The following is a 20,952-nucleotide window of genomic DNA, read 5'->3' as shown; positions in this document are numbered from 1 at the left end:
ATTTTGATTGATGGTTTGTTTGACCCAGGCAGATCGCACAGGGCTGGAGGAGAGCTTTGTGATGATACTCGCAGCGAGTGCGAAACGCTTGTGCCGGCCACGGTTGCCCGTTGCCAGATTCAGATCCTTGGGAGGAAATCATGAAGACATCTCTTATTGCCGCGACGATGGGCGTACTTGCGCTTGGAGTCGCCTTTACAGGTGCTGCGCGTGCCGAAGGCGTTTCCGCTTGCCTGATCACCAAGACCGACACCAATGCCTTCTTCGTCAAGATGAAGGAAGGCGCGACCGCCAAGGCCAAAGAACTTGGCGTCGAACTCAAGGCTTACGCCGGCAAGGTCGATGGCGACCATGACAGCCAGGTAGCTGCCGTCGAGGCCTGCATAGCCGATGGCGCCAAGGGTATTCTGATCGCAGCATCCGACACCAAGGCCATCGTTGACCAGGTGAAGAAAGCGCAGGATGCCGGTCTGCTGGTGATCGCACTCGACACGCCACTCGATCCGCCGGAAGCGGCCGACGCAACATTCGCAACCGACAATCTGCTCGCCGGCAAGCTGATCGGCCAATGGGCCGCTGCGACACTCGGCGACAAGGCCAAGGATGCCAAGATCGGTTTCCTCGACCTCACTCCGTCACAGCCGACCGTTGACGTGCTCCGGGATCAAGGCTTCATGATCGGCTTTGGTATCGACCCGAAGGATCCGAACAAGATCGGCGACGAGGACGACGCGCGCATTGTCGGTCATGACGTGACCAACGGCAATGAAGAAGGCGGACGTACAGCCATGGAAAACCTTCTCCAGAAGGATCCAGACATCAACGTCATCCATACCATCAACGAACCGGCTGCCGTCGGGGCGTATGAAGCCCTGAAAGCTGTCGGCAAGGAAAAGGGCGTGCTCATCGTCTCCGTCGACGGTGGTTGCCCTGGCGTGAAATCCGTTGCTGAAGGCGTCATCGGTGCGACGTCGCAACAATATCCGCTGCTGATGGCCTCGCTCGGGATCGAGGCAATTGCCCAGTATGCCAAGGATGGCACCAAGCCGAAGCCGACCCCGGGCAAGTCCTTCTTCGATACCGGTGTGGCGTTGGTGACCGACAAGCCGGCTGCGGGCGTCGAGTCGATCGACGTCAAGACCGGCACCGACAAGTGCTGGGGTTGATCGCCTAGGTCTTTGAGTACACAATCATTCGTAAAGGGCGGTTCCGGCCGCCCTTTTCAAAACCCGACACAAAAAAGGCCGGAACCTTCGGGGAGGGAGGCATTGCCATGGCAAGCATGCAAGAGTTCGAGAAAACACTCGACCAGAGCGACAAATCGGTTGCTTCATTTGAAGACCAGTCTCTCTTAAGGCGAGTCCAGCATTTTCTGCACTCCACGCCAGCTGCGGTGCCGGCGATCGTGCTGGTGCTATCCATCCTCGTATTTGGAGTGCTCAAGGGAGAGCGCTTCTTCACCCCCGGCACCCTGTCGCTGGTCCTCCAGCAGATTGCCGTGGTGGGTATCCTCGGCGCTGGTCAAACACTCGTTATCCTGACAGCCGGTATCGATCTTTCGATCGGCGTCATCATGGTGCTTTCGGCGGTCATCATGGGCAATTGCGCCGTGACCTACGGTCTGCCTGCACCGATTGCGGTCGCGATTGGCTTCGTCGTTGCCGGTATCTGTGGCGCGATCAATGGCTTCCTCGTGGCGCGAGTGAAGCTTCCGCCTTTCATCGTCACGCTCGGTACCTGGAGTATCTTCGCGGCGGTGAACTATATCTACTCCGCCAACGAAACCATAAGGGCCGCCGACATCGCGGCGAACGCGCCGTTCCTGAGCCTGTTCGGCTACAGCCTTTCCGGATTGACGCTCGGTGTGATCATGATGGTGGTTCTGGTCATCGTGCTCTGGTACGCACTGAACCACACGGCTTGGGGCCGGCACCTCTATGCGGTCGGCGACGATCCGGAAGCGGCCAAGCTGTCGGGTATACGCACCGACCGGGTTTTGCTCGGCACCTATGCGCTGGCCGGTCTCATCGCGGCCCTCGCAGCCTGGGTCTCGATTGGCCGCAACGGCTCGATCTCGCCGTCATGGGCGGTGACGGACTACAATCTTCAATCGATCACTGCAGCGGTGATAGGCGGCATCTCGCTTTTCGGCGGTCGCGGCTCGATCCTCGGCACCCTGTTCGGCGCGTTGATCGTCGGAGTGGTTTCCATGGGTCTCAACATGCTGGGTGCGGACCCGCAATGGAAGGTGGGCTTGACCGGCGTCCTCATCATCTCGGCGGTCGCGATCGACCAGTGGATCAGAAAGGTGGCAGGCTGATGGAACCTCTTCTCACCGCACGCGGCATCGTCAAGCGCTATGGCCGCGTCACCGCACTCGACAATTCCGACTTCGATCTCTATCCCGGCGAAATCCTCGCCGTGATCGGCGACAACGGCGCCGGCAAGTCATCACTGATCAAGGCGATTTCTGGAGCCGTCAGGCCCGATGAAGGCGAGATCCGTCTCGACGGCAAGGTTGTCCATTTCTCCAATCCCATGGAGGCCAGGGCAGCTGGCATCGAGACTGTGTATCAGAATCTCGCACTGTCGCCGGCGTTGTCCATCGCCGACAATATGTTCCTGGGCCGAGAAATTCGCCGCGAGGGGCTGCTTGGCTCAGTCTTCCGCATGCTCGACCGGCCGAAAATGGCGAAGATTGCTCGCGGCAAGCTCAGTGAACTTGGCCTGATGACTATCCAGAACATCAATCAGGCTGTCGAAACACTGTCAGGTGGTCAGCGACAGGGCGTGGCGGTCGCACGTGCCGCAGCATTCGGATCAAAGGTCATCATCCTCGACGAGCCGACGGCCGCACTCGGCGTCAAGGAATCACGCAAGGTGCTCGAATTGATTCTCGACGTGAAATCGCGTGGCATGCCGATCGTACTGATCTCGCACAACATGCCGCATGTCTTCGAAGTCGCCGACCGGATCCACATCCATCGCCTCGGCAAGCGGCTTTGCGTGATCAACCCGAAGGACTACACGATGTCGGATGCGGTCGCCTTCATGACCGGTGCGAAGGCGCCGCCGGCGGAATCCATTGCGGCCTGAGTTTCCTCCAAGAAAATAGCCTGGCAAATGCCGGCGGACACCTCGTCCGCCGGCTTTTTTGGTTGAAACATGAGCTTGTCCGGGGGTATGGGCTCTGGGAACCAGTGCAAGGAATGAAGCCGATGACCTCCCTTACGATCCGTCGCCCCGATGACTGGCATCTGCATCTCCGGGACGGTGCGATGCTTGAGGGCGTCCTGCCGTATACCTCGGCGCATTTCGCCCGCGCCATCATCATGCCCAATCTGGTGCCGCCGGTGGTCACAACGGCCGACGCCAGAGCATATCGCGAGCGCATCATGGCGGCGCTGCCGGCCGGGCATGCGTTCCGGCCGCTGATGACCCTCTACCTCACCGAGGGCACGTCGCCTGATGATGTGGAGGATGGCGCAAAATCCGGATTGATCACGGCCGTAAAGCTCTATCCGGCTGGCGCGACCACCAACTCGCAGTCCGGCGTGCGCAATTTCGACAATGCCATGCCGGTTCTCGAGCGGATGGCGAAAATCGGATTACCGCTCTGTGTGCATGGCGAGGTGACGAGCCCGGAGGTCGATATTTTCGACCGTGAGGCGGCCTTCATTGAGGCCGTGCTCGATCCGATCCGGCGGCGGCTGCCTGAACTCAGGATCACCATGGAACATGTGACCACCAGCGATGGCGTCGACTACATTAAGCAATCCAAGGCAAACCTTGCGGGAACGATCACCACGCACCATCTGATCATCAACCGCAATGCGATCCTTGCGGGCGGTATTCGTCCACACTATTATTGCCTGCCGGTCGCCAAGCGCGAAAGCCACCGTCAGGCATTGCGTACGGCCGCGACGTCGGGCAATCCGAGGTTTTTCCTTGGGACGGATTCCGCGCCGCATGTCGATCCGCTCAAGGAATGCGCCTGCGGGTGCGCGGGCTGCTTCACGTCGATCAACACGCTATCGTGCCTGGCGCATGTCTTCGAGCAGGACGAGGCACTGGGCAAACTTGAAGCGTTTGCATCGCTGAACGGTCCGGCCTGGTATGGCCTGGCGCCGAACGAGGAGACGATTACATTGACAAAGATGGATAAGCCGGTCGACTATCCCACAAGGATCGACACCGGGGCGGGGCCGGTGACGGTGTTCGATCCGATGTATCCGCTCCACTGGGCGGTGGCCTGATCTCAGGACTGCGGCGGCGCGATGATCTCGATCGCCAACGCATGCAGCCCTTCGTCAAAAGCGAATTTCAACGCCTCGTTGATCGCCCGATGACAATTGACACGGCTGACGCCGGTAAACTTCGGGGATGAGATCCTGATCCGGAAATGCGTCTGGCCGGTGGCCGCCGCCTCCCGGTTGTGGCCGGCATGCAGCCGGCTCTCGTTGATGACGTCGAGCGTATCCGGCGCGAACGCATCAATAAGCGCGGATTGGATCTTGTTTTCGAGTGTCATGCTGCTCCGCCGCAAAAACTCTCACAAAGACAAGAACTTTTCGCTTTGTCAATTCTTGAAGCAAATGAATGCGGGACCCATAATGGGAGACATGAAGCTCGATTCCAAATATTTTGATTCCATCCGCAGCAAGCGCACCAAATCGGTGCGTGCGGAGGAGAAGCCAGCCAAGCCGAGCTGCCAGTGGGACGGCTGCGACAAGGCGGGGGTGCATCGCGCGCCTGTCGGCCGCAATGCTGAAGACCAGTATTTCATGTTCTGCTTTGAACACGTCAAGGAATACAACAAGGGCTACAACTTCTTCTCCGGCCTTTCCGACACCGAGGTCGCGCGCTACCAGAAGGAGGCGGTGACTGGAAACCGGCCAACTTGGAGCATGGGCGTCAACAAGAACGCCAAGTGGTCGCCGGCGATGAACCAGGCACGAGCCGGCGCTTCGAAGATGCGCGATCCCTTCGGTTTCGCTGGCTGGCGCATGAACAATCCGAAGGAAGAGGTGCGCCAACGGCGACTGAAGCCACTGGAGGGAAAAGCCTTCGAGACTTTGGGCCTCGCCGCCAACGCGACATCGGCCGATATCAAGTCGCGCTACAAGGAATTGGTCAAAATTCACCACCCTGACGCAAACGGTGGAGACCGTGGCTCGGAAGAGCGATTTCGCGCTGTAATTCAGGCCTATCAATTGCTGAAACAGGCTGGCTTTTGCTGAGAACAAGTTATAGGACATTGCCGGAAAATTCTGCGGCTCGACCCATCAAGCCGCGCTGGAGATATTATGAGCAAGATAGACGTTGATATTGCCAAGCTTCCCGACACCAGCGTTTCTGTTCGGGAGGTCTTCGGCATCGATTCCGATATTCGCGTGCCCGCATACAAGGAAGCCGATGCACATGTGCCGGACCTCGATCCGGACTATCTCTTCGACCGCGACACGACGCTGGCCATCCTCGCCGGCTTTGCGCACAACCGTCGCGTGATGGTTTCCGGCTATCACGGTACCGGCAAATCGACGCATATCGAGCAGGTTGCCGCCCGCCTCAACTGGCCGTGTGTCCGCGTCAATCTCGACAGCCATGTCAGCCGTATCGATCTCGTCGGCAAGGATGCCATCGTCCTCAAGGACGGCAAGCAGATCACCGAGTTCAAGGACGGCATCCTGCCTTGGGCCTATCAGCACAACATCGCACTCGTGTTCGACGAGTATGACGCCGGCCGTCCGGATGTGATGTTTGTCATCCAGCGTGTCCTCGAATCTTCGGGCCGCCTGACATTGCTTGACCAGAGCCGCGTCATTCGTCCTCATCCGGCGTTCCGGCTGTTTGCGACCGCCAACACGGTCGGCCTCGGCGACACGACCGGCCTCTACCACGGCACGCAGCAGATCAACCAGGCGCAGATGGACCGCTGGTCGATCGTCACCACGCTCAACTACCTGCCCTACGATCACGAAGTCGGTATTGTGTCCGCCAAGGTCAAGGCGATCTCGGCAACCGAAAAGGGTCGCGACACGATCGCCAAGATGGTGCGCGTGGCCGAGTTGACACGCGCCGCCTTCATCAACGGCGATCTGTCCACCGTCATGAGCCCGCGTACGGTCATCACCTGGGCGGAAAACGCCTCGATCTTCGGTGACGTGTCATTTGCGTTCCGGGTGACGTTCCTCAACAAGTGCGACGATCTCGAGCGTGCCCTGGTGGCCGAGCAGTATCAGCGCGTCTTTGGCGTCGAACTCAAGGAAAGTGCCGCCAATCTCGTTCTCGGCGTTTGATATCCGGAGAACATGAAATGGCGGGACCGGGCGACAATTCAAGGGCTAAGGCAGGGCTGGGAGTCGACCTCGAGCCCTTCCGCCGGGCGCTGACCGGCTGTATTCGCTCGGTGGCCGCAAGCCCCGACGTGGAAGTGACCTTTGCCAACGACCGCCCCGGCTTCGCCGGCGATCGCATGCGGCTGCCGGAACTTTCCAAGAAGCCAAGTGCCGCCGAACTTTCGGTGCTGCGCGGGCTTGGCGATTCCATGGCGTTGCGCAAGGCCTGCCATGACGAGCGCCTCCATACAGCATTCGCCCCTCAGGGGCAGGATGCGCGCGCCATCTACGATGCCGTCGAGCAGGCTCGCGTCGAGGCAATCGGTGCCAGCCGCATGGCCGGCATGGCCGGCAACCTGAAATCCATGCTGGCGGATAAATATTCCAAGGCCAATTTCCGCGGCGTCGAAAACCGGGAAGATGCGCCCATCGAGGAGGCGATGTCTCTGCTGGTGCGCGAGGCACTGACAGGCGAAAAGCCGCCGGAAAGCGCCGGCAGCGTGCTGGATCTCTGGCGCGAATTCTTCAACCAAACCGCCAACAAGGAAATCGGTTCGCTGAAAGGCGCGATGGGCGATCAGGAAACGTTTGCGCGTTTGGTGCGCAACATGCTCGCCTCCATGCATCTGGCCGAAGATATCAGCGAGAATTCCCAGGACAACGAGGATCAGGATACCTCGACCGAGGAAGATCAGCCACGCAGCCAGGAAGAAAACGACGACGCTTCTGACGACGAAGAGGGCACCGAAGAAGCGCCCGCTGAGGAAAACGAAGCGGCCGACGAGCAGATGGAAGAGGGCGAGACCGACGGCGCGGAGATTTCCGACGACGATTTGGTCGATGAATCCGATGAGGATTCCGAGACGCCCGGCGAGGTCAAACGCCCGAACAACCCTCTTTCGGATCTCGATCTCAAGGTTGACTACTCGATCTTCACCCAGGAATTCGACGAGGTGATTTCCGCCGACGAGCTTTGCGATGAAGCCGAACTCGACCGGTTGCGCACCTTTCTCGACAAGCAGCTCGCCCATTTGCAGGGCGCCGTCGGCCGTCTTGCCAACAAGCTGCAACGCCGCCTGATGGCGCAGCAGAACCGGTCCTGGGATTTCGATCTAGAGGAAGGTTATCTCGACAGCGCGCGGCTCACCCGCATGGTCATCGATCCGATGCAGCCGCTGTCGTTCAAGATGGAGCGTGACACCAAGTTCCGCGACACGGTCGTCTCGCTGGTGATCGACAATTCCGGCTCCATGCGCGGCCGGCCGATCACGGTTGCAGCGACGTGCGCCGACATCCTGGCGCGTACGCTTGAGCGCTGCGGCGTCAAGGTCGAGATCCTCGGCTTCACCACCAAGGCGTGGAAGGGCGGCCAGTCGCGCGAGAAGTGGCTGGCGGGCGGCAAGCCACCGACACCGGGCCGATTGAACGACCTGCGCCACATCGTCTACAAGTCCGCCGACGCGCCCTGGCGGCGCGCCAAGCGCAATCTCGGTTTGATGATGCGCGAAGGCCTGCTCAAGGAAAACATTGACGGCGAGGCGCTGATCTGGGCGCACAACCGCCTGCTCGGCAGGCCCGAACAGCGCCGCATCCTGATGATGATCTCGGATGGCGCTCCGGTCGATGATTCCACGCTGTCGGTCAATCCGGGCAACTATCTGGAGCGGCACCTGCGGGCGGTCATCGAGGAGATCGAGACCAAGTCTCCGGTAGAATTGCTGGCGATCGGTATCGGCCACGACGTGACGCGTTATTATCGCAAGGCGGTCACCATCATCGATGCGGACGAATTGGCAGGCGCGATGACGGAGCAGCTTGCCAGCCTGTTTGCCGACGAAGCGGAACAATCCTCCGGCCGGAAGCGCCGTCGGGGATAACCGGGGCTGCCGACCTCTCACGTATTTTAGAAAAGGATGAGGGCGTGGCATCGAAAAAGGGATGGGCATTTCTTGCCTTTCTGCCCTTCCTCGCATTCGGCATAGCCTATCCCGTCGCCTTCGGCGGGCAGGCACCAATGGCCAGTGGGGAGACGTTTGTCGTCAATGCCTTGAAGCTTGGCGAGTTCAAGCGCGGCGCTGGGCCTATTTTCGGTAAGCTTGGGTTTTTGAGTGGTCTGGTTCTCGCCACCAAGGGCGGCGAGATGGGGGCTGTTTCCTCCATCCGCCTGACGGATGGCGGGACGAACTTCATTTCCGTGATGGACACCGGCCACTGGGCCACCGGCAGCATCGAGCGCGACAAGGACGGCAAGCTTGCGGGCGTCAAGGATTACCGCATCTTCGACATGCGCGATCCCGGAGGCAATGTTGGCGACCACAAGGAAAATACGGATGCCGAGGGCATGGTGCTCGCCAAGGACAGGGTTTATGTCAGCTTCGAACGCATTCACCGTATCGCCGCTTATCCCTATCCGGGCTTCGAGTCTTCGATGCCTTTGGACGTGCAGGAACCCATTCTGGCCAGGGGCGAAGCGCTGCGGCCCAATGGCGGCATCGAGGCGCTGCTGAAGGCGCCGGACGACGGGCCACTTGCCGGCGCGCTAGTGTTTGTTGCCGAGCGGAGCTACGACAGCAAGGGTAACTTCATTGCCGGCGTGCAGTCAGGCCCTAGGAAAGGCACGTTTTATGTCGAAAGGCTTGCGCCTTACGACGTGACGGACGGGGTTTTTCTCGATGACGGCTCCTTTCTTCTGCTAGAGCGGAAGTTCGGCCTTCGCGACGGTATCGGCATGCGCATCCGCAGGTTTTCGCAGGCCGATATTGCGCCCGGCGCGACCATCAAGGGTGAAACCCTGATGGAAGCCGATTTCTCCCACCAGATCGACAACATGGAAGGCATCGATGCTTACAAGGCAGCAGATGGCTCGACGCGGCTGATCGTCATTTCCGACGACAATCATTCGCTTCTGGAGCGCAATCTGATGCTGGAATTCAAGCTGCTGCCGTAGCCGTTGCCGGTGTGGCCGCAATGCGGATATACTGCACCGCGAAAACACGTTACATCTGGCATTCATTTGTGCCGGACAAACGTCGCGGCGCAAGCTCGGCCAGGCATTCTGCTGCTATGAATCAGTAACATCGCGTTGGTAAAGTGCCATAGCTGCGGGTGAATGCGGCGCAGCATAAAATTCGAATATCGGGACAGCATCATGACACAATATGATCTCATCGTGATCGGCAGCGGGCCGGCCGGAAGGCGGGGCGCTATCCAGGCCGCCAAGCTTGGCAAGCGCGTGCTCGTGGTCGAGAAAGGCTCCCGCGTCGGTGGGGTTTCGGTTCATACTGGTACGATCCCATCGAAGACGCTCAGGGAAACCGCGCTCAACCTGACCGGCTGGCGCGAACGCGGCTTCTACGGCAGATCCTATCGCGTCAAGCAGGAGATCTCGTCGGAGGATCTGCGTCGTCGCCTGCTGATCACCCTCGACCATGAGGTCGATGTGCTTGAGCACCAGTTCTCCCGCAACCGCGTGCACCATATCAAGGGCAAGGCGCATTTCGTCGACAAGAACACGCTCGAGATCGAAAAGAACGATGGTGAGGTCATGCGGGTGACCGGGACGTCGATCCTGCTGGCGATCGGTACCAAGCCATTTCGTCCCGACAACGTTCCATTCGACCGCGAAAAGATCATCGACAGTGACGAGTTGCTGGAGATCAAGGAAATCCCCCGTTCGATGATCGTCATCGGCGCGGGTGTCATCGGTATCGAGTATGCGACGATCTACAGCGCGCTCGACACTTCGGTGACCGTGGTCGAGCCGCGCGCCACAATGCTGGACTTCATCGACCGGGAAATTGTCGAGGATTTCGCCTACCAGCTTCGTGACCGAAACATGAAATTGCTGTTCGGCCAGTCTGCCGACAAGATCGAGCGCGAGCCGAACGGCAAATGCCGGGTGACCTTGTCGAACGGTCGCGCGGTCGTCGCTGATATGGTGCTCTATGCTGCCGGGCGCATGGGAGCGACCGCCTCGCTCAATCTGGAAGCCTGTGGGCTGGCAGCGGATGCACGCGGCCGGATCAAGGTCAATCCGGATACTTTCCAGACCGACGTTCCCAACATCTATGCCGCCGGCGATGTCGTCGGCTTTCCGAGCCTTGCGTCGACTGCGATGGAGCAAGGCCGGATTGCGGCCCGCCACGCTGTCGGGGCGCCGACATCTGAGCCGCCGCAATATTTCCCCTACGGTATCTATTCGGTGCCTGAAATCTCGACCTGCGGCCTGACCGAGGAAGAGGTCAAGACCCGCCATATTCCATACGAGTGCGGTATAGCCCGTTTGCGTGAAACCTCGCGCGGCCATATCATGGGCCTCGACAACGGCATGCTGAAGATGATCTTCTCTCTGAAAACACGCCGGCTGCTTGGGGTGCACATCATCGGCGAAGGGGCGACGGAGCTGATCCACATCGGCCAGGCCGTTCTCAATCTCAAGGGCACGGTCGACTATTTCGTCGAAAACACGTTCAACTACCCGACGCTCGCGGAAGCCTACAAGATTGCCGGCCTCGATGCCTGGAACCGGATGGGCGAGATCGACGAAAGGACCGCCGAAGCGGCCCAATAGGGCCGCTTCGTCTCTGCATCAGGCGCGCTGGCGACCCGGTGCCGAAAACACGATCAGCGCAAAGATGACGATTGCTATCAGGGTCATCAGCGATCCGACGCCGGCGAGTGGTTCACCCCAGGGGTACCCGAGCAGAACGCCTGCGATGCCGGGCGCCATGATCAGGAGCCCCAGGACGGACAGCACGAGATGGAAACCGGCCAGCCGGCCCTGGCTGCCGGGATATGTCGCGTAAAATAAGCCGGAAAGAAACATCGTCACCCATCCGACCAGATTGATATGGGCATGCACAGGCGAAAGCGTGTGATCGTGGGTTGCTGCCATGTAGATCCCAAGACACATTCCGATCAGCGCGAATAACACGCCGAAACGAAGAAACCATTGTGAAATCATTACTTGCTCCATTCGTTCATGAAAAAGTGATGCTGCGGCCATCGCATATAGGAATCTATCCGACGGCGGCTGTAACACTCTGAAACTGCGCAGATCCGCCTATGTGTCAATAAGGCGCTGCAGGCATACGCGGCCGGATGGTGCTTTATCTGCTCATTCCAGCTTCAGTCAGACGGTTTTGGCGGGTCATTTATTCCCTGCAGTGAGAAAAGTACTTGCAAGTCGATCGGTTCTTCATACTTTTGCACTGTAGATGGGCTGTGTCGCGTCTCAACTGATCGATCCGTCAATGAATAAAGTCGGCGGCCAGCCCGTATTCAGGGCAGCGGTCCAGCCTGCAGGGCCGGACGCATGACAAACATTTTGATCCATTCGAGGGCTTCAATGAATTTTACTGATGCAGTTAAAACGGTTCTCACGCTCAAATATGCCGATTTCGGAGGTCGGGCGAGCCGTTCGGAATTCTGGTGGTATGTGCTTTTCGTGATCATCGCCTCGGTCGTTCTCGGCATTGTCGATAACCTTATCGGCATACCGCTTGTGGGCCTGCTGTTCTCGCTGGCGACCCTGATACCGGGTCTGGCTGTCAGCATCCGCCGCCTGCATGACAAGGATAAGTCTGGTTGGTGGATCCTGATCTGCCTGGTGCCGCTTATCGGCGGAATCCTGCTGATCTACTGGTATGCGACAGAAGGAACGCCTGGCGATAACCAGTTCGGCAACGAACCGGTCGCCTGATCTGTCAATCCTGAATTCGAAGGCCCGGTCGCGCATCCCGCTGCCGGGCCTTCCATTGGCTGTTACGATGTCAAAAATCCCTGCATTGCTGGCCCTCGCTGCGAGCCGGCACATGTTGCATGGTGACGATCATTGCAACGTTGAGATAGATCTGGAGAATAGCGGCAATCATGGCTCTATCCTTTCTGTTGGGGGCATTGGACGCCGATTGTGCTGATTGCTCAAACGAGTATAGTGCCGGCTTCACATGACCTGAGGTTATGCATGAAGCGCGGACGATTACCCCTGACGGCATTGCGGAGCTTTGAAGCTGCCGGGCGTTTGCAGAGTTTCACGGCGGCTGCCGAAGAGCTTTTCGTCTCGCAGGCCGCCATCAGCCGGCAGGTGCGGGAATTGGAAGCCCTGATCGGCCAGCCACTGTTTGATCGGCTGCATCGCGCCGTCGCCCTAACGGATGAGGGCGAAAGGCTGTTGGCGGTACTGACAGCCGGTTTTGACAGCTTCGATGCAGCGCTTACCCGTATTGGTCGCCTGGTTTCGTCCTCATCTCTCACAATCAGCAGCGAACCGACCTTTGCCGCTCTCTGGCTGGTCCCACAGCTTGCTGCATTCCGGGGCCTCCATCCGGATGTCGATGTCACGGTCGAATCCGATCCAAGGCTTGTGGAATTCCGCACCAGCGAAGCAGAACTTGCCATCCGCCACAGCGATGTTGTGAACCGCTGGCCACGGACGCAATCGGTACGGCTGGCCGGTGTCGAGATGACCCCGATGATCGCGCCGTCCCTGATGGCGACGGGGCCGGCGATAGAAGAACCACCCGATCTGCTTGCCTATAGCTTGCTGCACGAGGAAAGCCGGCGGGTCTGGGGGCGTTGGTTTGCCCTTTCCGCGACCGACAGCCGCGATCCGGACCGCGGTCCGGTCTTTGCCGATGGCGCGCTGGTAATGCAGGCCGTGTTGCGGGGGCATGGGGTGGGGTTGTGCGATCGGCAATTCGCCGCCGAAGAGATTGCGGCTGGGAGCCTCGTTGCTCCCTTCGATCTCGCACTGCCTCATGGGGCCTATTATCTCGTCGCGCGGGATTTTTCGAAATTGTCGCCGGGTGCGAGGATCTTTGCGGACTGGATCCAGACGCAATTCGAGGGGCGGTGACGGCTGATCGCGGGAGAGAAAAGTTTGCAATGTGTGTAGTAGCAGCAGGGCCGACATGCGTCCTTGCCTGAGGCAACAGGGAGCAAAGCGATGCGCAGATTGACATCCTTTACCAACATAACGCTCGATGGCTATTTCTCCGGCCCCGATGGTGACTTCAGTTGGGCCCATGACGGCGAGGACGAGGAGTTCAACAATTTCGTGGCCGACAATGCCCGGAGCGGGGGCGCATTGCTGATGGGCCGTGTCACGTACGACCTGATGGCAAGCTATTGGCCAACGCCGTTTGCGGCCCAGAACGACCCGGTGGTCGCGGAACGCATGAATGCCATGCCCAAACTCGTTGCCTCCCGCTCGATTGAACAGCCGGAATGGCAAAATACCCGCATCCTCAGAGGCGAGCTCGTCGCGGAAATCGCAGCGCTCAAGCAGGAGGAGGGCGACGACATCGCCATCCTCGGTTCCGGCAGCATCATCAAGCAACTCGCCGAGGCGCAGCTGATCGATGAATATCAGTTAGTGATCAATCCTGTGGTGTTGGGCGATGGTCGCACGCCGTTTGAAGGACTGCGGGCCCGCGCCGACATGAAGCTCTGCAATTCCCGGATCTTCAGCAGCGGCAAGGTATTCCTCAGCTACGCCGTCCGCTGACTAGCCAAGTGTCAGCATCTTGCCGGAGTCCAGCCAGAAGGGTGGCAGGCAGAGCGGAATGTTCGACGTTGGCAGGATCGAGGAATTGAGGTCGACGCCGATCTCGTCCCTCATGAACGTGCGCCGCGCCATCATTCGGGCATGGACATCCGGGTAGAGCCGGGCGATATCCGCACGCAAGGTCTCGTCGGCGATGACGACGGAGTCCTCGTTGTTGAGCGCCCAGTTGTCGGGCATCGGCACAGGGATGACGTCGACCTGAATTGGCATGCCGGAGCGAATGGTTTCTGTCGAGCCGGGCCGGATCGGCGTATGGCTCCACTCGTCGTGGCCTATCAGGTGGCCGGGATTGAGCGCGGAATCGAGCCCCCCTTCACGGAGCTTGGCGACGGTCCTTGCGAAGATCTCTCCACCTGCCACACCGATGTCGACGGTCTCATACCATTCGACAAGCCCGCGGAAATACGATTTGGCAGTTTCCAGAAACACGTCGTCGTGATCGGCGAACAAGCCGGCACGCGATGATAATCCACCCCAGTAGCCGACGGCGGTGGTGATGCCGTCGCCGCGAGTGATTTTCCGCCCATTGGGACTGCGGAGTCCGATCACCGGGTTGCCCCGGGATGCTGTCGCGAGCATGACGTGGCAACTCAGTTCCTCACCGGCATAGCCCATGCGGCTGGCGGCTAGGAATTCATCGTCGCCCTCGCGCACGCCCTCGAAGATCCTCCGCACAGCGGCGGAAGCACGCGCAGCACCCCACTCGATGGCTGCGATCTGATGGACATCGACGACCGAGCGCAGCCCGTCCTGCGGATGCATGAGAACGGCCGTCGCATCTTTTATCGCGGCGGGGTCGCCTGCCACCATCTTCAGCGTATCGACAATGAAAGCGGGAACCTGGAAAGTCGGCAGCGCCCCGGTCCACTCATCGGCAGCGAGATACTTCCAACCGACGAGCGCGATGGTGCAGCCCTTCGTCAGGCCAATGCCGCGAAGAACTTCCGCAAGATTGGGTTTGCTCGCGCGTGTCTGGCCCATCAGGCTCATGGTCTGGCACAGCAACACCTCGATGTCGGCCAAGCCCGCGATCGGTGCGTAGCTGACACTTTCGTTACCCGTCACCAAATATCGCCTGCCGTCCTTGCCCATGATGAACAAGGCTTCCTCAAAACGCGGCTCGAAGCCGGTGAGGAAAGCGATATTCGCCAGATGTTCCCGATCGGCATAAACAACAAGCCAGTCTGCGCCAGCGCGCCGGTAGGCTTCGGTTGCTCGCGTCTCGTAGATCGCCGGTGGGATAGCCGGGCGGACTTGCGGGACTCCGAAATCGGGAATACGAACGGGACGAAGATCGATCGACATGTTTCCTCCTCAAGCGATGCACAGCGACTATAGCGGGAATGGCCGCGCCGCCAAGTAGCCTCCCGCGCATGCGCAGAGGCTGAACTTGAGCGGAAAAGCCCGAAGAGTCCTTTTCTCATGGGTCACTTCTTGCTAAGCGCTCTGAAACGCTAGCCCGGAGTCTGCCCATGTTCTCGAATGCCTTCACCGACAAATCCACCATGGCCGCGCTGATGGCGAAGATGCTCTGGGAGATCAAGGCCGTTCATTTTCGTGCCGACCAACCCTACAAGCTTGCGTCCGGAATGATGAGCCCGGTCTATATCGATTGCCGCAAGCTGATTTCGTATCCGCGCATCCGTTCGGCAGTGATGGATTTTGCCGCCGCCACCATCATGTCGGAAGCCGGCTTCGAACAGTTCGATTGCATCGCCGGCGGAGAAACGGCCGGCATTCCCTTTGCCGCGTTCCTGTCCGAGCGTCTCTCATTGCCGATGATCTATGTGCGCAAGGCGCCGAAGGGCCACGGCCGCAACGCCCAGATCGAGGGTGAGATGAAGGAAGGCGCACGCGTGCTGGTGATCGAAGACCTGACCACGGCGGGTGGATCGATGTTCAAGTTCATCGATGCCATCCGCGCTGCTGGCGGCATCGTCGATCATGGCATGGCTCTCTTCTACTACGGCATCTTTGCCGAGGCAGAAGCGCGCTTTTCCAGCGGCAAGGTCGCGTTGCACCATATCGCCACCTGGCGCGAAGTGCTCAAGGTCGCACGCGATCAGGCCCTGTTCGATGATGCGACCTTGAATTCGGTCGAAGCGTTTCTGGACAGTCCGCTGGCCTGGTCGGCAGCGCATGGTGGCGTTTCCGAACTGCCCACCGCATGAATGTCTCAAGATCGGACGTTTCGCTCACCTGTTGTTCAGGATTTAGAGACTATTCTTGACCATGCCCCGTCTTAAGGGATAGGGACTCGGGAAAATGCCCGCCGACTGGGAAGGAACGGCATGTACCAAGCCACCACACGGGATATCGAGGTTTCGGTCGAGCCCTATTATCTCGCGGAGCAGTCAGAACCCGCCGACAGCCGTTATGTCTGGGGATATCGCATAGTCATTGCCAATCACTCCGATCAGACGGTGAAACTCTTGCACCGTTACTGGAACATCACGGATGAAAACGGGCAGGTCGATGAGGTGACGGGGCCGGGCGTCGTCGGCGAACAGCCCGTGCTTGGTCCCGGCGATACGTTCGAATACAATTCCGGCTGCCCGCTCGATACACCCTCAGGCATGATGTACGGGCATTACCAGATGCAGACCGAGACGGGCGACACGTTCGACGTCACCATCCCGGCCTTTTCCCTGGATTCTCCCGGCCTGCAGCGCACCCTCAATTAGGTTCTGTCGGCACGATGAACTCTGACGGTGCGAAGCGATACTGCGTCGAGCAGAATTCGCAAGTCACTCTGATTTCTCCATCCTCGATCGTGGAAACGATTTCGTCGGCGGAGAAGCCCGATATCACGCCGCGAATCCGGTCCTCGGAACATGAGCATCGGTCATGCACCGGCTGGGCGTCGTAGACGCGCACGCCACGCTCATGAAACAGCCGGAAAAGCAACCTCTCGACGCCGAGGTTCGGGTCGGTCAGTTCTTCCGCTTCCGCTGTTGAAGCGAGCATCTGCGCTTCTGCCCAGGTGTCGTCTTCCTCGAAGCTGTGTGAGCCGTCGTCGCCATCGCCGCCATGCAGGTCGCGGTGGCGCATCCGGTCCGGCGCTTCCGGCAGGAACTGCACGACCAGTCCGCCGGCACGGTAGGTGTGGCGAAGCTTGCCGTTCTCGTCACGGTCGAAAAGCTCTGCGGAAGCAAGCCTCACCCGTGTCGGGATCTGCTCGGACTGACGGAAATAGGCTGCCGCTGCTTCCTCCAGGGTTTCGCCGTCGAGTTGCACGATCCCCTGATAACGGTGGGTATTGGGGCCTTGGTCGATGGTGAACGCGAGTATGCCTTTGCCGAGCAGTTCGTGCGGCTCTGCCTTGCCTGCCTTGACGGCCTGCTCAAGCGCCTCGTCGTCATATCGCGCGTACGCCCGAACGCCATCGGGCGCGGCAAAATCGGCGACCAGAAAGTTGACCGGGCCATCGCTCTGGGTCTGCACGGTCAGCTTGCCCTCGAATTTCAGCGAGGTTCCTAACAGAACGGTCAGCGCAATGGTCTCGGAAAGCAGACGGGCGACCGGTCCGGGATACTGGTGCCGGCTGAGTATGGCGTCGGTGAGGGGTCCCAGCGTCACGGCGCGACCGCGAATGTCGAGCCCTTCGACCTGGAAGGGCACAACGTGGTCATCACCAGCAAAGCCGGGCTCCCCGGCATGAAGAGTATCGGGCGTCATATCTTTTCTCGGAAATACGGGCATGCAATCCATGCCTCTACAAGCGACACAGATAAGGGGTTACGTACCAGATTCAAGGCTGTCAGGCGACCCTAGATCGCGCCGAAGCACCAGGCGAGCACCGATTTCTGGGCATGCAGGCGGTTTTCGGCCTCGTCGAAAACCACGGACTGCGGCCCGTCAATCACGTCATCGGTCACTTCTTCGCCACGGTGCGCTGGCAGGCAGTGCATGAACAATGCATCCGGATTTGCCCGTTTCATCAACGCGCTGTTGACCTGGAACGGCATGAAGACATTGTGGCCGCGCGCCTTGTGCTCCTGGTTCATGGAAACCCAGGTGTCTGTGACGACGCAATCTGCGCCGTCGACCGCCTTTTCGGCGTCATGGCACAACATTACCTGGCCGCCATTGTTGCGCGCCCAATTGAGGTATTTGTCATCAGGCTCGCTGCCGAGCGGCACCGCCATGTTCATGCGGTAGCCGAACCGGGCCGAACCCTCGATCAACGAATGCAGCACGTTGTTGCCGTCGCCGGTCCATGTGACGGTCTTGCCCTTGATGGCGCCTCTATGTTCCTCGTACGTCATGATGTCGGCCATGATCTGGCAAGGATGGGTGGAATCCGTCAATCCGTTGATCACGGGAACGGTGGCATGCTCGGCCAGTTCCAGCAGGCGATTGTGATCGGTGGTGCGGATCATGATCGCATCGACATAACGGGATAGAACCTTGGCGGTGTCGCCGATCGTTTCAGCCCGGCCCAGCTGCATTTCCGTGCCAGAAAGAAATAGCGTCTCGCCGCCGAGCTGGCGCATGCCGACATCGAAAGACACGCGCGTGCGCGTCGAGGGCTTTTCGAAGATCATCGCGAGCATCTTGCCGGCGAGAGGCTTTCCTGCCGTGCCGTCCTTGGTCGCGGTCTTGCGGGTCTTCGCGTCATCCATGATGTGGCGCAATGCGTCTGCGGAAACTGCCGAAAGATCGAGAAAGTGCCTGGGTTCCATGCCTGTATTCCTTGTCAAACCAAATGAGAAATCGATGCCTGTTCCGGTGTCTGTGCGAGCTTCATCGCAGACGGCTGGCTTCAAGTTTCTCGACGGCCGTTTCGAGGAGTGCGAGTCCCTGACGGGCCTCTTCGGCGGTGGTGATAAGAGGCGGCAACAGCCGGATGACATTGTCACCGGCCATGACGCTCAGCAGCTTTTCGTCACGCATGGCCTGTAGCAGGTCGGCCGCAGGGACTTTCGCCTTGATGCCGATCATAAGGCCTTCGCCGCGAATGTCCTCGATAATCCCGGGAAAGCGGTCCTTGATCGATGCCAGTCCCTGGCGGAAAACCAGTGCGACGTCATTGACGTGCTGCAGGAAACCTTCCGACAGCATGACGTCCAGCACCGCATTTCCTACTGCCATAGCCAGCGGATTGCCGCCATAGGTCGAGCCGTGGGTGCCGGCGACCATGCCCGCGGCCGCCTCGGCGGTTGCCAGGCAGGCGCCCATCGGGAAGCCGCCGCCGATGCCTTTGGCAACGGCCATGATGTCCGGGGTGACGCCTGTATGCTGATACGCGAACAATGTGCCTGTCCGACCCACGCCGCACTGCACTTCGTCAAGGATCAGCAGCAGGCCGTTCTCGTCGCAGAGTGCCCGCACTGCCCTGAGGAAGTCGACCGAGAAGGCTCGGAGGCCGCCTTCGCCCTGAACCGGTTCCAGCAGGATTGCCGCGGTCGTATCGGTGATTGCGGCTTTCAGCGCGTCCATGTCCTCGAATGGCACCTGGTCGAAGCCCGGAGCCTTGGGGCCGAAACCGTCAATGTACTTCTGCTGGCCGCCGGCCGCGATCGTGGCAATCGTGCGGCCATGGAAGGCGCCTTCGAAAGTGACGATGTGGAATTTCTCCGGATGGCCCTTGGCATAATGGTAGCGCCGTGCGGTCTTGATCGCGCATTCCAGTGCTTCAGCGCCGGAATTGGTGAAGAACACCTTGTCGGCAAACGTGTTGTCGATCAGCCGGGCACCGAGCTTTTCCTGGCCCGGTGACTGATAGAGATTGGAGGTGTGCCAGAGCTTTTCGGCCTGAGCTTTCAGCGCCTCGACGAGATGCGGATGGCCGTGGCCAAGCGAATTGACGGCGACGCCAGCTGCGAAGTCCAGGTAGCGTTCGCCGCCTTCGGTAATCAGCCACACACCTTCGCCGCGCTCGAACCGCATCGGTGCGCGTGCATAAGTCTCGTAAAGGGGGGTGGCATCCGTCATTTCGGTCTTCCCTGGTATTCCTGCTGCTGGAGCATTACCGCTTGGGGCCATTTCCGGCAGGCGTGCATAAATCAAAAAGCCGCCCCAACGGGCGGCAGCGACACTATCGTCATTTCTCGCTCAGCCGTCAACAAAAACCCGCAATTGGTGGCTACCGACGGCGCCTATGTGAGAGTGAGTGGCGCCGCGGGATTTCATTCCTGTTTGATGGTTGACAAATCAATCTTGGGGATAACTCCAAAATCGATTCCCGCAGATTCCCTCCTCTCTTGTCACGGAGTCGCTGGCTCTTTAGGTTAATCGCAAATACTAGACTGCATGCGGCGGAACTAGTCACCGAAATTACTGGCGAGCTACACTTCGGTACATGTCGGAGTTCGGTGAGGGATTCCGCAAGAAGGAACATTTCTATGGATAATACCGTGAATTGGACCGATGATCGCGTCGAGAGGCTTAAGAAGCTTTGGTCCGAAGGGTTGAGCGCAAGTCAGATCGCGGCCCAACTGGGCGGCGTCAGCCGCAACGCGGTGATCGGCAAGGTCCATCGTCTCAGCCTTCCGGGTCGGGCGAAAGCAGGCGGAACCACCGCGCCTCGTTCGCAGAAGCGCGCCACCGTCGCCACCAGCAGTGTCACGCAGACGCGTACCGCGAGCTTCGCTCCGCGCACGATGGTGACCCGTACGGTCACCCGCGCCGCCGGCGCCACGATGCTGAAAGAGGAAATGGAAGTCGACATCATGGAAGTGATGGAGACGACCTCGAGCGACAACGTCGTCGTGCCGATCTTCCGTCGGGTTCCGCTGATCAGGCTTACCGAGCGGACCTGCAAGTGGCCGATCGGGGACCCGCTCAAGGAAGATTTCTGCTTCTGTGGCAATGATTCTCCGGACACATCTCCCTACTGCAATTTCCATCAGAAGATGGCTTATCAGCCGACGGCAGAGCGCCGCCGCGTACGGTAACCAGTCACAGTTCCACTCGGAGGCCGGGTCATTTTCCCGGCCTTTGATAAAATGTGGAAGACCTGCCGACGCAGAAATAGGCCGCAAATTCGAAGCTATGCGACTGATCGCGTGCGGCATTATTTCCCATAAGGTTCAAGAAGAGCGG

21 protein-coding genes are annotated in these 20,952 nt (G+C 59.6%); 15 read left to right on the top strand and 6 right to left on the bottom strand.

Annotated elements, in window-relative coordinates; all coding sequences use genetic code 11:
- Positions 1-140: 140 nt before the first annotated feature.
- The 4 genes from JJB09_RS05695 to pyrC all read left to right on the top strand — a co-directional run bounded on the left by JJB09_RS05695 (position 141) and on the right by pyrC (position 4,256).
- The gene (locus JJB09_RS05695; RefSeq protein ID WP_201654483.1) at positions 141-1,166 is read left to right on the top strand and encodes a sugar ABC transporter substrate-binding protein; all 1,026 of its coding nucleotides are present in this window, start codon (positions 141-143) and stop codon (positions 1,164-1,166) included.
- Positions 1,167-1,273: 107 nt separating this feature from the next.
- Complete coding sequence (locus JJB09_RS05690; protein WP_201654481.1) at positions 1,274-2,320, top strand: ABC transporter permease; 1,047 nt, start codon at positions 1,274-1,276, stop codon at positions 2,318-2,320.
- Complete coding sequence (locus JJB09_RS05685; RefSeq protein ID WP_201654478.1) at positions 2,320-3,096, top strand: ATP-binding cassette domain-containing protein; 777 nt, start codon at positions 2,320-2,322, stop codon at positions 3,094-3,096. Before JJB09_RS05690 ends, JJB09_RS05685 begins: the two co-directional genes overlap by 1 nt.
- Before the next feature lie 122 nt (positions 3,097-3,218).
- Complete coding sequence (pyrC, locus tag JJB09_RS05680; RefSeq protein WP_201654475.1) at positions 3,219-4,256, top strand: dihydroorotase; 1,038 nt, start codon at positions 3,219-3,221, stop codon at positions 4,254-4,256.
- A 2-nt stretch (positions 4,257-4,258) separates the two neighbouring features.
- Here pyrC and JJB09_RS05675 read toward each other — a convergent pair whose 3' ends face one another.
- Complete coding sequence (locus tag JJB09_RS05675) at positions 4,259-4,531, bottom strand: BolA family protein (protein ID WP_201654472.1); 273 nt, start codon at positions 4,529-4,531, stop codon at positions 4,259-4,261.
- An 82-nt stretch (positions 4,532-4,613) separates the two neighbouring features.
- On the opposite strand from JJB09_RS05675, the gene JJB09_RS05670 reads away from it, so the two are divergent.
- The 5 genes from JJB09_RS05670 (at position 4,614) to sthA (ending at position 10,908) form a co-directional block, all read left to right on the top strand.
- Complete coding sequence (locus tag JJB09_RS05670; protein WP_201654469.1) at positions 4,614-5,240, top strand: J domain-containing protein; 627 nt, start codon at positions 4,614-4,616, stop codon at positions 5,238-5,240.
- Between the two features lie 66 nt (positions 5,241-5,306).
- Positions 5,307-6,299, top strand: a complete 993-nt coding sequence (gene cobS / locus JJB09_RS05665) for a cobaltochelatase subunit CobS (RefSeq protein ID WP_201654466.1) — start codon at positions 5,307-5,309, stop codon at positions 6,297-6,299.
- 17 nt (positions 6,300-6,316) lie between these two features.
- On the top strand, positions 6,317-8,215 hold the full coding sequence (gene cobT / locus JJB09_RS05660) for a cobaltochelatase subunit CobT (RefSeq protein ID WP_201654463.1): 1,899 nt from the start codon (positions 6,317-6,319) through the stop codon (positions 8,213-8,215).
- A 44-nt stretch (positions 8,216-8,259) separates the two neighbouring features.
- Positions 8,260-9,285, top strand: a complete 1,026-nt coding sequence (locus JJB09_RS05655; RefSeq protein WP_343228985.1) for an esterase-like activity of phytase family protein — start codon at positions 8,260-8,262, stop codon at positions 9,283-9,285.
- A gap of 201 nt (positions 9,286-9,486) precedes the next feature.
- Positions 9,487-10,908: a Si-specific NAD(P)(+) transhydrogenase gene (gene sthA, locus JJB09_RS05650; protein WP_201654460.1), complete on the top strand. Its 1,422-nt coding sequence runs from the start codon at positions 9,487-9,489 to the stop codon at positions 10,906-10,908.
- 18 nt (positions 10,909-10,926) lie between these two features.
- Here the strand turns inward: sthA and JJB09_RS05645 are convergent, their stop codons facing one another.
- On the bottom strand, positions 10,927-11,232 hold the full coding sequence (locus JJB09_RS05645) for a hypothetical protein (protein WP_246748596.1): 306 nt from the start codon (positions 11,230-11,232) through the stop codon (positions 10,927-10,929).
- A gap of 453 nt (positions 11,233-11,685) precedes the next feature.
- Here JJB09_RS05645 and JJB09_RS05640 point away from each other — a divergent pair, with 453 nt between their 5' ends.
- From JJB09_RS05640 to JJB09_RS05630, 3 genes are all read left to right on the top strand, one after another.
- A complete protein-coding gene (locus JJB09_RS05640) occupies positions 11,686-12,039 on the top strand; it encodes a DUF805 domain-containing protein (RefSeq protein ID WP_201654454.1) in 354 nt (117 codons plus the stop codon).
- A gap of 264 nt (positions 12,040-12,303) precedes the next feature.
- Positions 12,304-13,194 (top strand): LysR substrate-binding domain-containing protein, encoded by an 891-nt coding sequence (locus tag JJB09_RS05635; RefSeq protein ID WP_201654451.1) that lies wholly within the window; start codon positions 12,304-12,306, stop codon positions 13,192-13,194.
- Positions 13,195-13,284: 90 nt separating this feature from the next.
- Complete coding sequence (locus JJB09_RS05630; RefSeq protein ID WP_201654448.1) at positions 13,285-13,845, top strand: dihydrofolate reductase family protein; 561 nt, start codon at positions 13,285-13,287, stop codon at positions 13,843-13,845.
- On the opposite strand, the gene JJB09_RS05625 is transcribed toward JJB09_RS05630, so the two are convergent.
- Positions 13,846-15,210 carry a M24 family metallopeptidase gene (locus JJB09_RS05625; protein WP_201654445.1) on the bottom strand — a complete coding sequence of 455 codons (1,365 nt, stop codon included), beginning with the start codon at positions 15,208-15,210 and terminating at the stop codon, positions 13,846-13,848.
- Between the two features lie 167 nt (positions 15,211-15,377).
- On the opposite strand from JJB09_RS05625, the gene JJB09_RS05620 reads away from it, so the two are divergent.
- Both JJB09_RS05620 and apaG read left to right on the top strand, forming a co-directional pair.
- On the top strand, positions 15,378-16,076 hold the full coding sequence (locus JJB09_RS05620) for an orotate phosphoribosyltransferase (RefSeq protein ID WP_201654442.1): 699 nt from the start codon (positions 15,378-15,380) through the stop codon (positions 16,074-16,076).
- 120 nt (positions 16,077-16,196) lie between these two features.
- On the top strand, positions 16,197-16,589 hold the full coding sequence (gene apaG, locus JJB09_RS05615) for a Co2+/Mg2+ efflux protein ApaG (protein ID WP_201654439.1): 393 nt from the start codon (positions 16,197-16,199) through the stop codon (positions 16,587-16,589).
- On the opposite strand, the gene JJB09_RS05610 is transcribed toward apaG, so the two are convergent.
- The 3 genes from JJB09_RS05610 to JJB09_RS05600 all read right to left on the bottom strand — a co-directional run bounded on the left by JJB09_RS05610 (position 16,582) and on the right by JJB09_RS05600 (position 19,842).
- Positions 16,582-17,583 carry an Hsp33 family molecular chaperone gene (locus JJB09_RS05610; RefSeq protein WP_201654436.1) on the bottom strand — a complete coding sequence of 334 codons (1,002 nt, stop codon included), beginning with the start codon at positions 17,581-17,583 and terminating at the stop codon, positions 16,582-16,584. The genes apaG and JJB09_RS05610 overlap by 8 nt on opposite strands.
- 92 nt (positions 17,584-17,675) lie before the next feature.
- Positions 17,676-18,590, bottom strand: a complete 915-nt coding sequence (gene argF / locus JJB09_RS05605; RefSeq protein WP_201654433.1) for an ornithine carbamoyltransferase — start codon at positions 18,588-18,590, stop codon at positions 17,676-17,678.
- A 61-nt stretch (positions 18,591-18,651) separates the two neighbouring features.
- The gene (locus JJB09_RS05600; protein WP_201654431.1) at positions 18,652-19,842 is read right to left on the bottom strand and encodes an aspartate aminotransferase family protein; all 1,191 of its coding nucleotides are present in this window, start codon (positions 19,840-19,842) and stop codon (positions 18,652-18,654) included.
- Positions 19,843-20,264: 422 nt separating this feature from the next.
- Here JJB09_RS05600 and JJB09_RS05595 point away from each other — a divergent pair, with 422 nt between their 5' ends.
- Entirely contained in the window at positions 20,265-20,804 is a 540-nt protein-coding gene (locus tag JJB09_RS05595) for a GcrA family cell cycle regulator (RefSeq protein ID WP_201655558.1), read from the top strand.
- The last annotated feature ends 148 nt before the right edge of the window (positions 20,805-20,952 follow it).

The organism is Phytoamicus setariae (genome assembly GCF_016722925.1).
GTDB lineage: Bacteria > Pseudomonadota > Alphaproteobacteria > Rhizobiales > Rhizobiaceae > Rhizobium_E > Rhizobium_E setariae.
This window is presented reverse-complemented; position numbering and strand designations above follow the sequence as displayed.

Excerpts from the sequence above, each read along its gene's own strand:
- JJB09_RS05620 (WP_201654442.1), top strand. The coding sequence starts at position 15,378 with ATGTTCTCGAATGCCTTCACCGACAAATCCACCATGGCCGCGCTGATG.
- JJB09_RS05630 (WP_201654448.1), top strand. The coding sequence starts at position 13,285 with ATGCGCAGATTGACATCCTTTACCAACATAACGCTCGATGGCTATTTC.
- JJB09_RS05675 (WP_201654472.1), bottom strand. The coding sequence starts at position 4,531 with ATGACACTCGAAAACAAGATCCAATCCGCGCTTATTGATGCGTTCGCG.
- JJB09_RS05635 (WP_201654451.1), top strand. The coding sequence starts at position 12,304 with ATGAAGCGCGGACGATTACCCCTGACGGCATTGCGGAGCTTTGAAGCT.
- pyrC (WP_201654475.1), top strand. The coding sequence starts at position 3,219 with ATGACCTCCCTTACGATCCGTCGCCCCGATGACTGGCATCTGCATCTC.
- JJB09_RS05625 (WP_201654445.1), bottom strand. The coding sequence starts at position 15,210 with ATGTCGATCGATCTTCGTCCCGTTCGTATTCCCGATTTCGGAGTCCCG.
- argF (WP_201654433.1), bottom strand. The coding sequence starts at position 18,590 with ATGGAACCCAGGCACTTTCTCGATCTTTCGGCAGTTTCCGCAGACGCA.
- JJB09_RS05670 (WP_201654469.1), top strand. The coding sequence starts at position 4,614 with ATGGGAGACATGAAGCTCGATTCCAAATATTTTGATTCCATCCGCAGC.
- JJB09_RS05600 (WP_201654431.1), bottom strand. The coding sequence starts at position 19,842 with ATGACGGATGCCACCCCCCTTTACGAGACTTATGCACGCGCACCGATG.
- cobS (WP_201654466.1), top strand. The coding sequence starts at position 5,307 with ATGAGCAAGATAGACGTTGATATTGCCAAGCTTCCCGACACCAGCGTT.
- JJB09_RS05695 (WP_201654483.1), top strand. The coding sequence starts at position 141 with ATGAAGACATCTCTTATTGCCGCGACGATGGGCGTACTTGCGCTTGGA.
- JJB09_RS05690 (WP_201654481.1), top strand. The coding sequence starts at position 1,274 with ATGGCAAGCATGCAAGAGTTCGAGAAAACACTCGACCAGAGCGACAAA.
- sthA (WP_201654460.1), top strand. The coding sequence starts at position 9,487 with ATGACACAATATGATCTCATCGTGATCGGCAGCGGGCCGGCCGGAAGG.
- JJB09_RS05610 (WP_201654436.1), bottom strand. The coding sequence starts at position 17,583 with ATGACGCCCGATACTCTTCATGCCGGGGAGCCCGGCTTTGCTGGTGAT.
- JJB09_RS05640 (WP_201654454.1), top strand. The coding sequence starts at position 11,686 with ATGAATTTTACTGATGCAGTTAAAACGGTTCTCACGCTCAAATATGCC.
- cobT (WP_201654463.1), top strand. The coding sequence starts at position 6,317 with ATGGCGGGACCGGGCGACAATTCAAGGGCTAAGGCAGGGCTGGGAGTC.
- JJB09_RS05645 (WP_246748596.1), bottom strand. The coding sequence starts at position 11,232 with ATGGCAGCAACCCACGATCACACGCTTTCGCCTGTGCATGCCCATATC.
- apaG (WP_201654439.1), top strand. The coding sequence starts at position 16,197 with ATGTACCAAGCCACCACACGGGATATCGAGGTTTCGGTCGAGCCCTAT.
- JJB09_RS05685 (WP_201654478.1), top strand. The coding sequence starts at position 2,320 with ATGGAACCTCTTCTCACCGCACGCGGCATCGTCAAGCGCTATGGCCGC.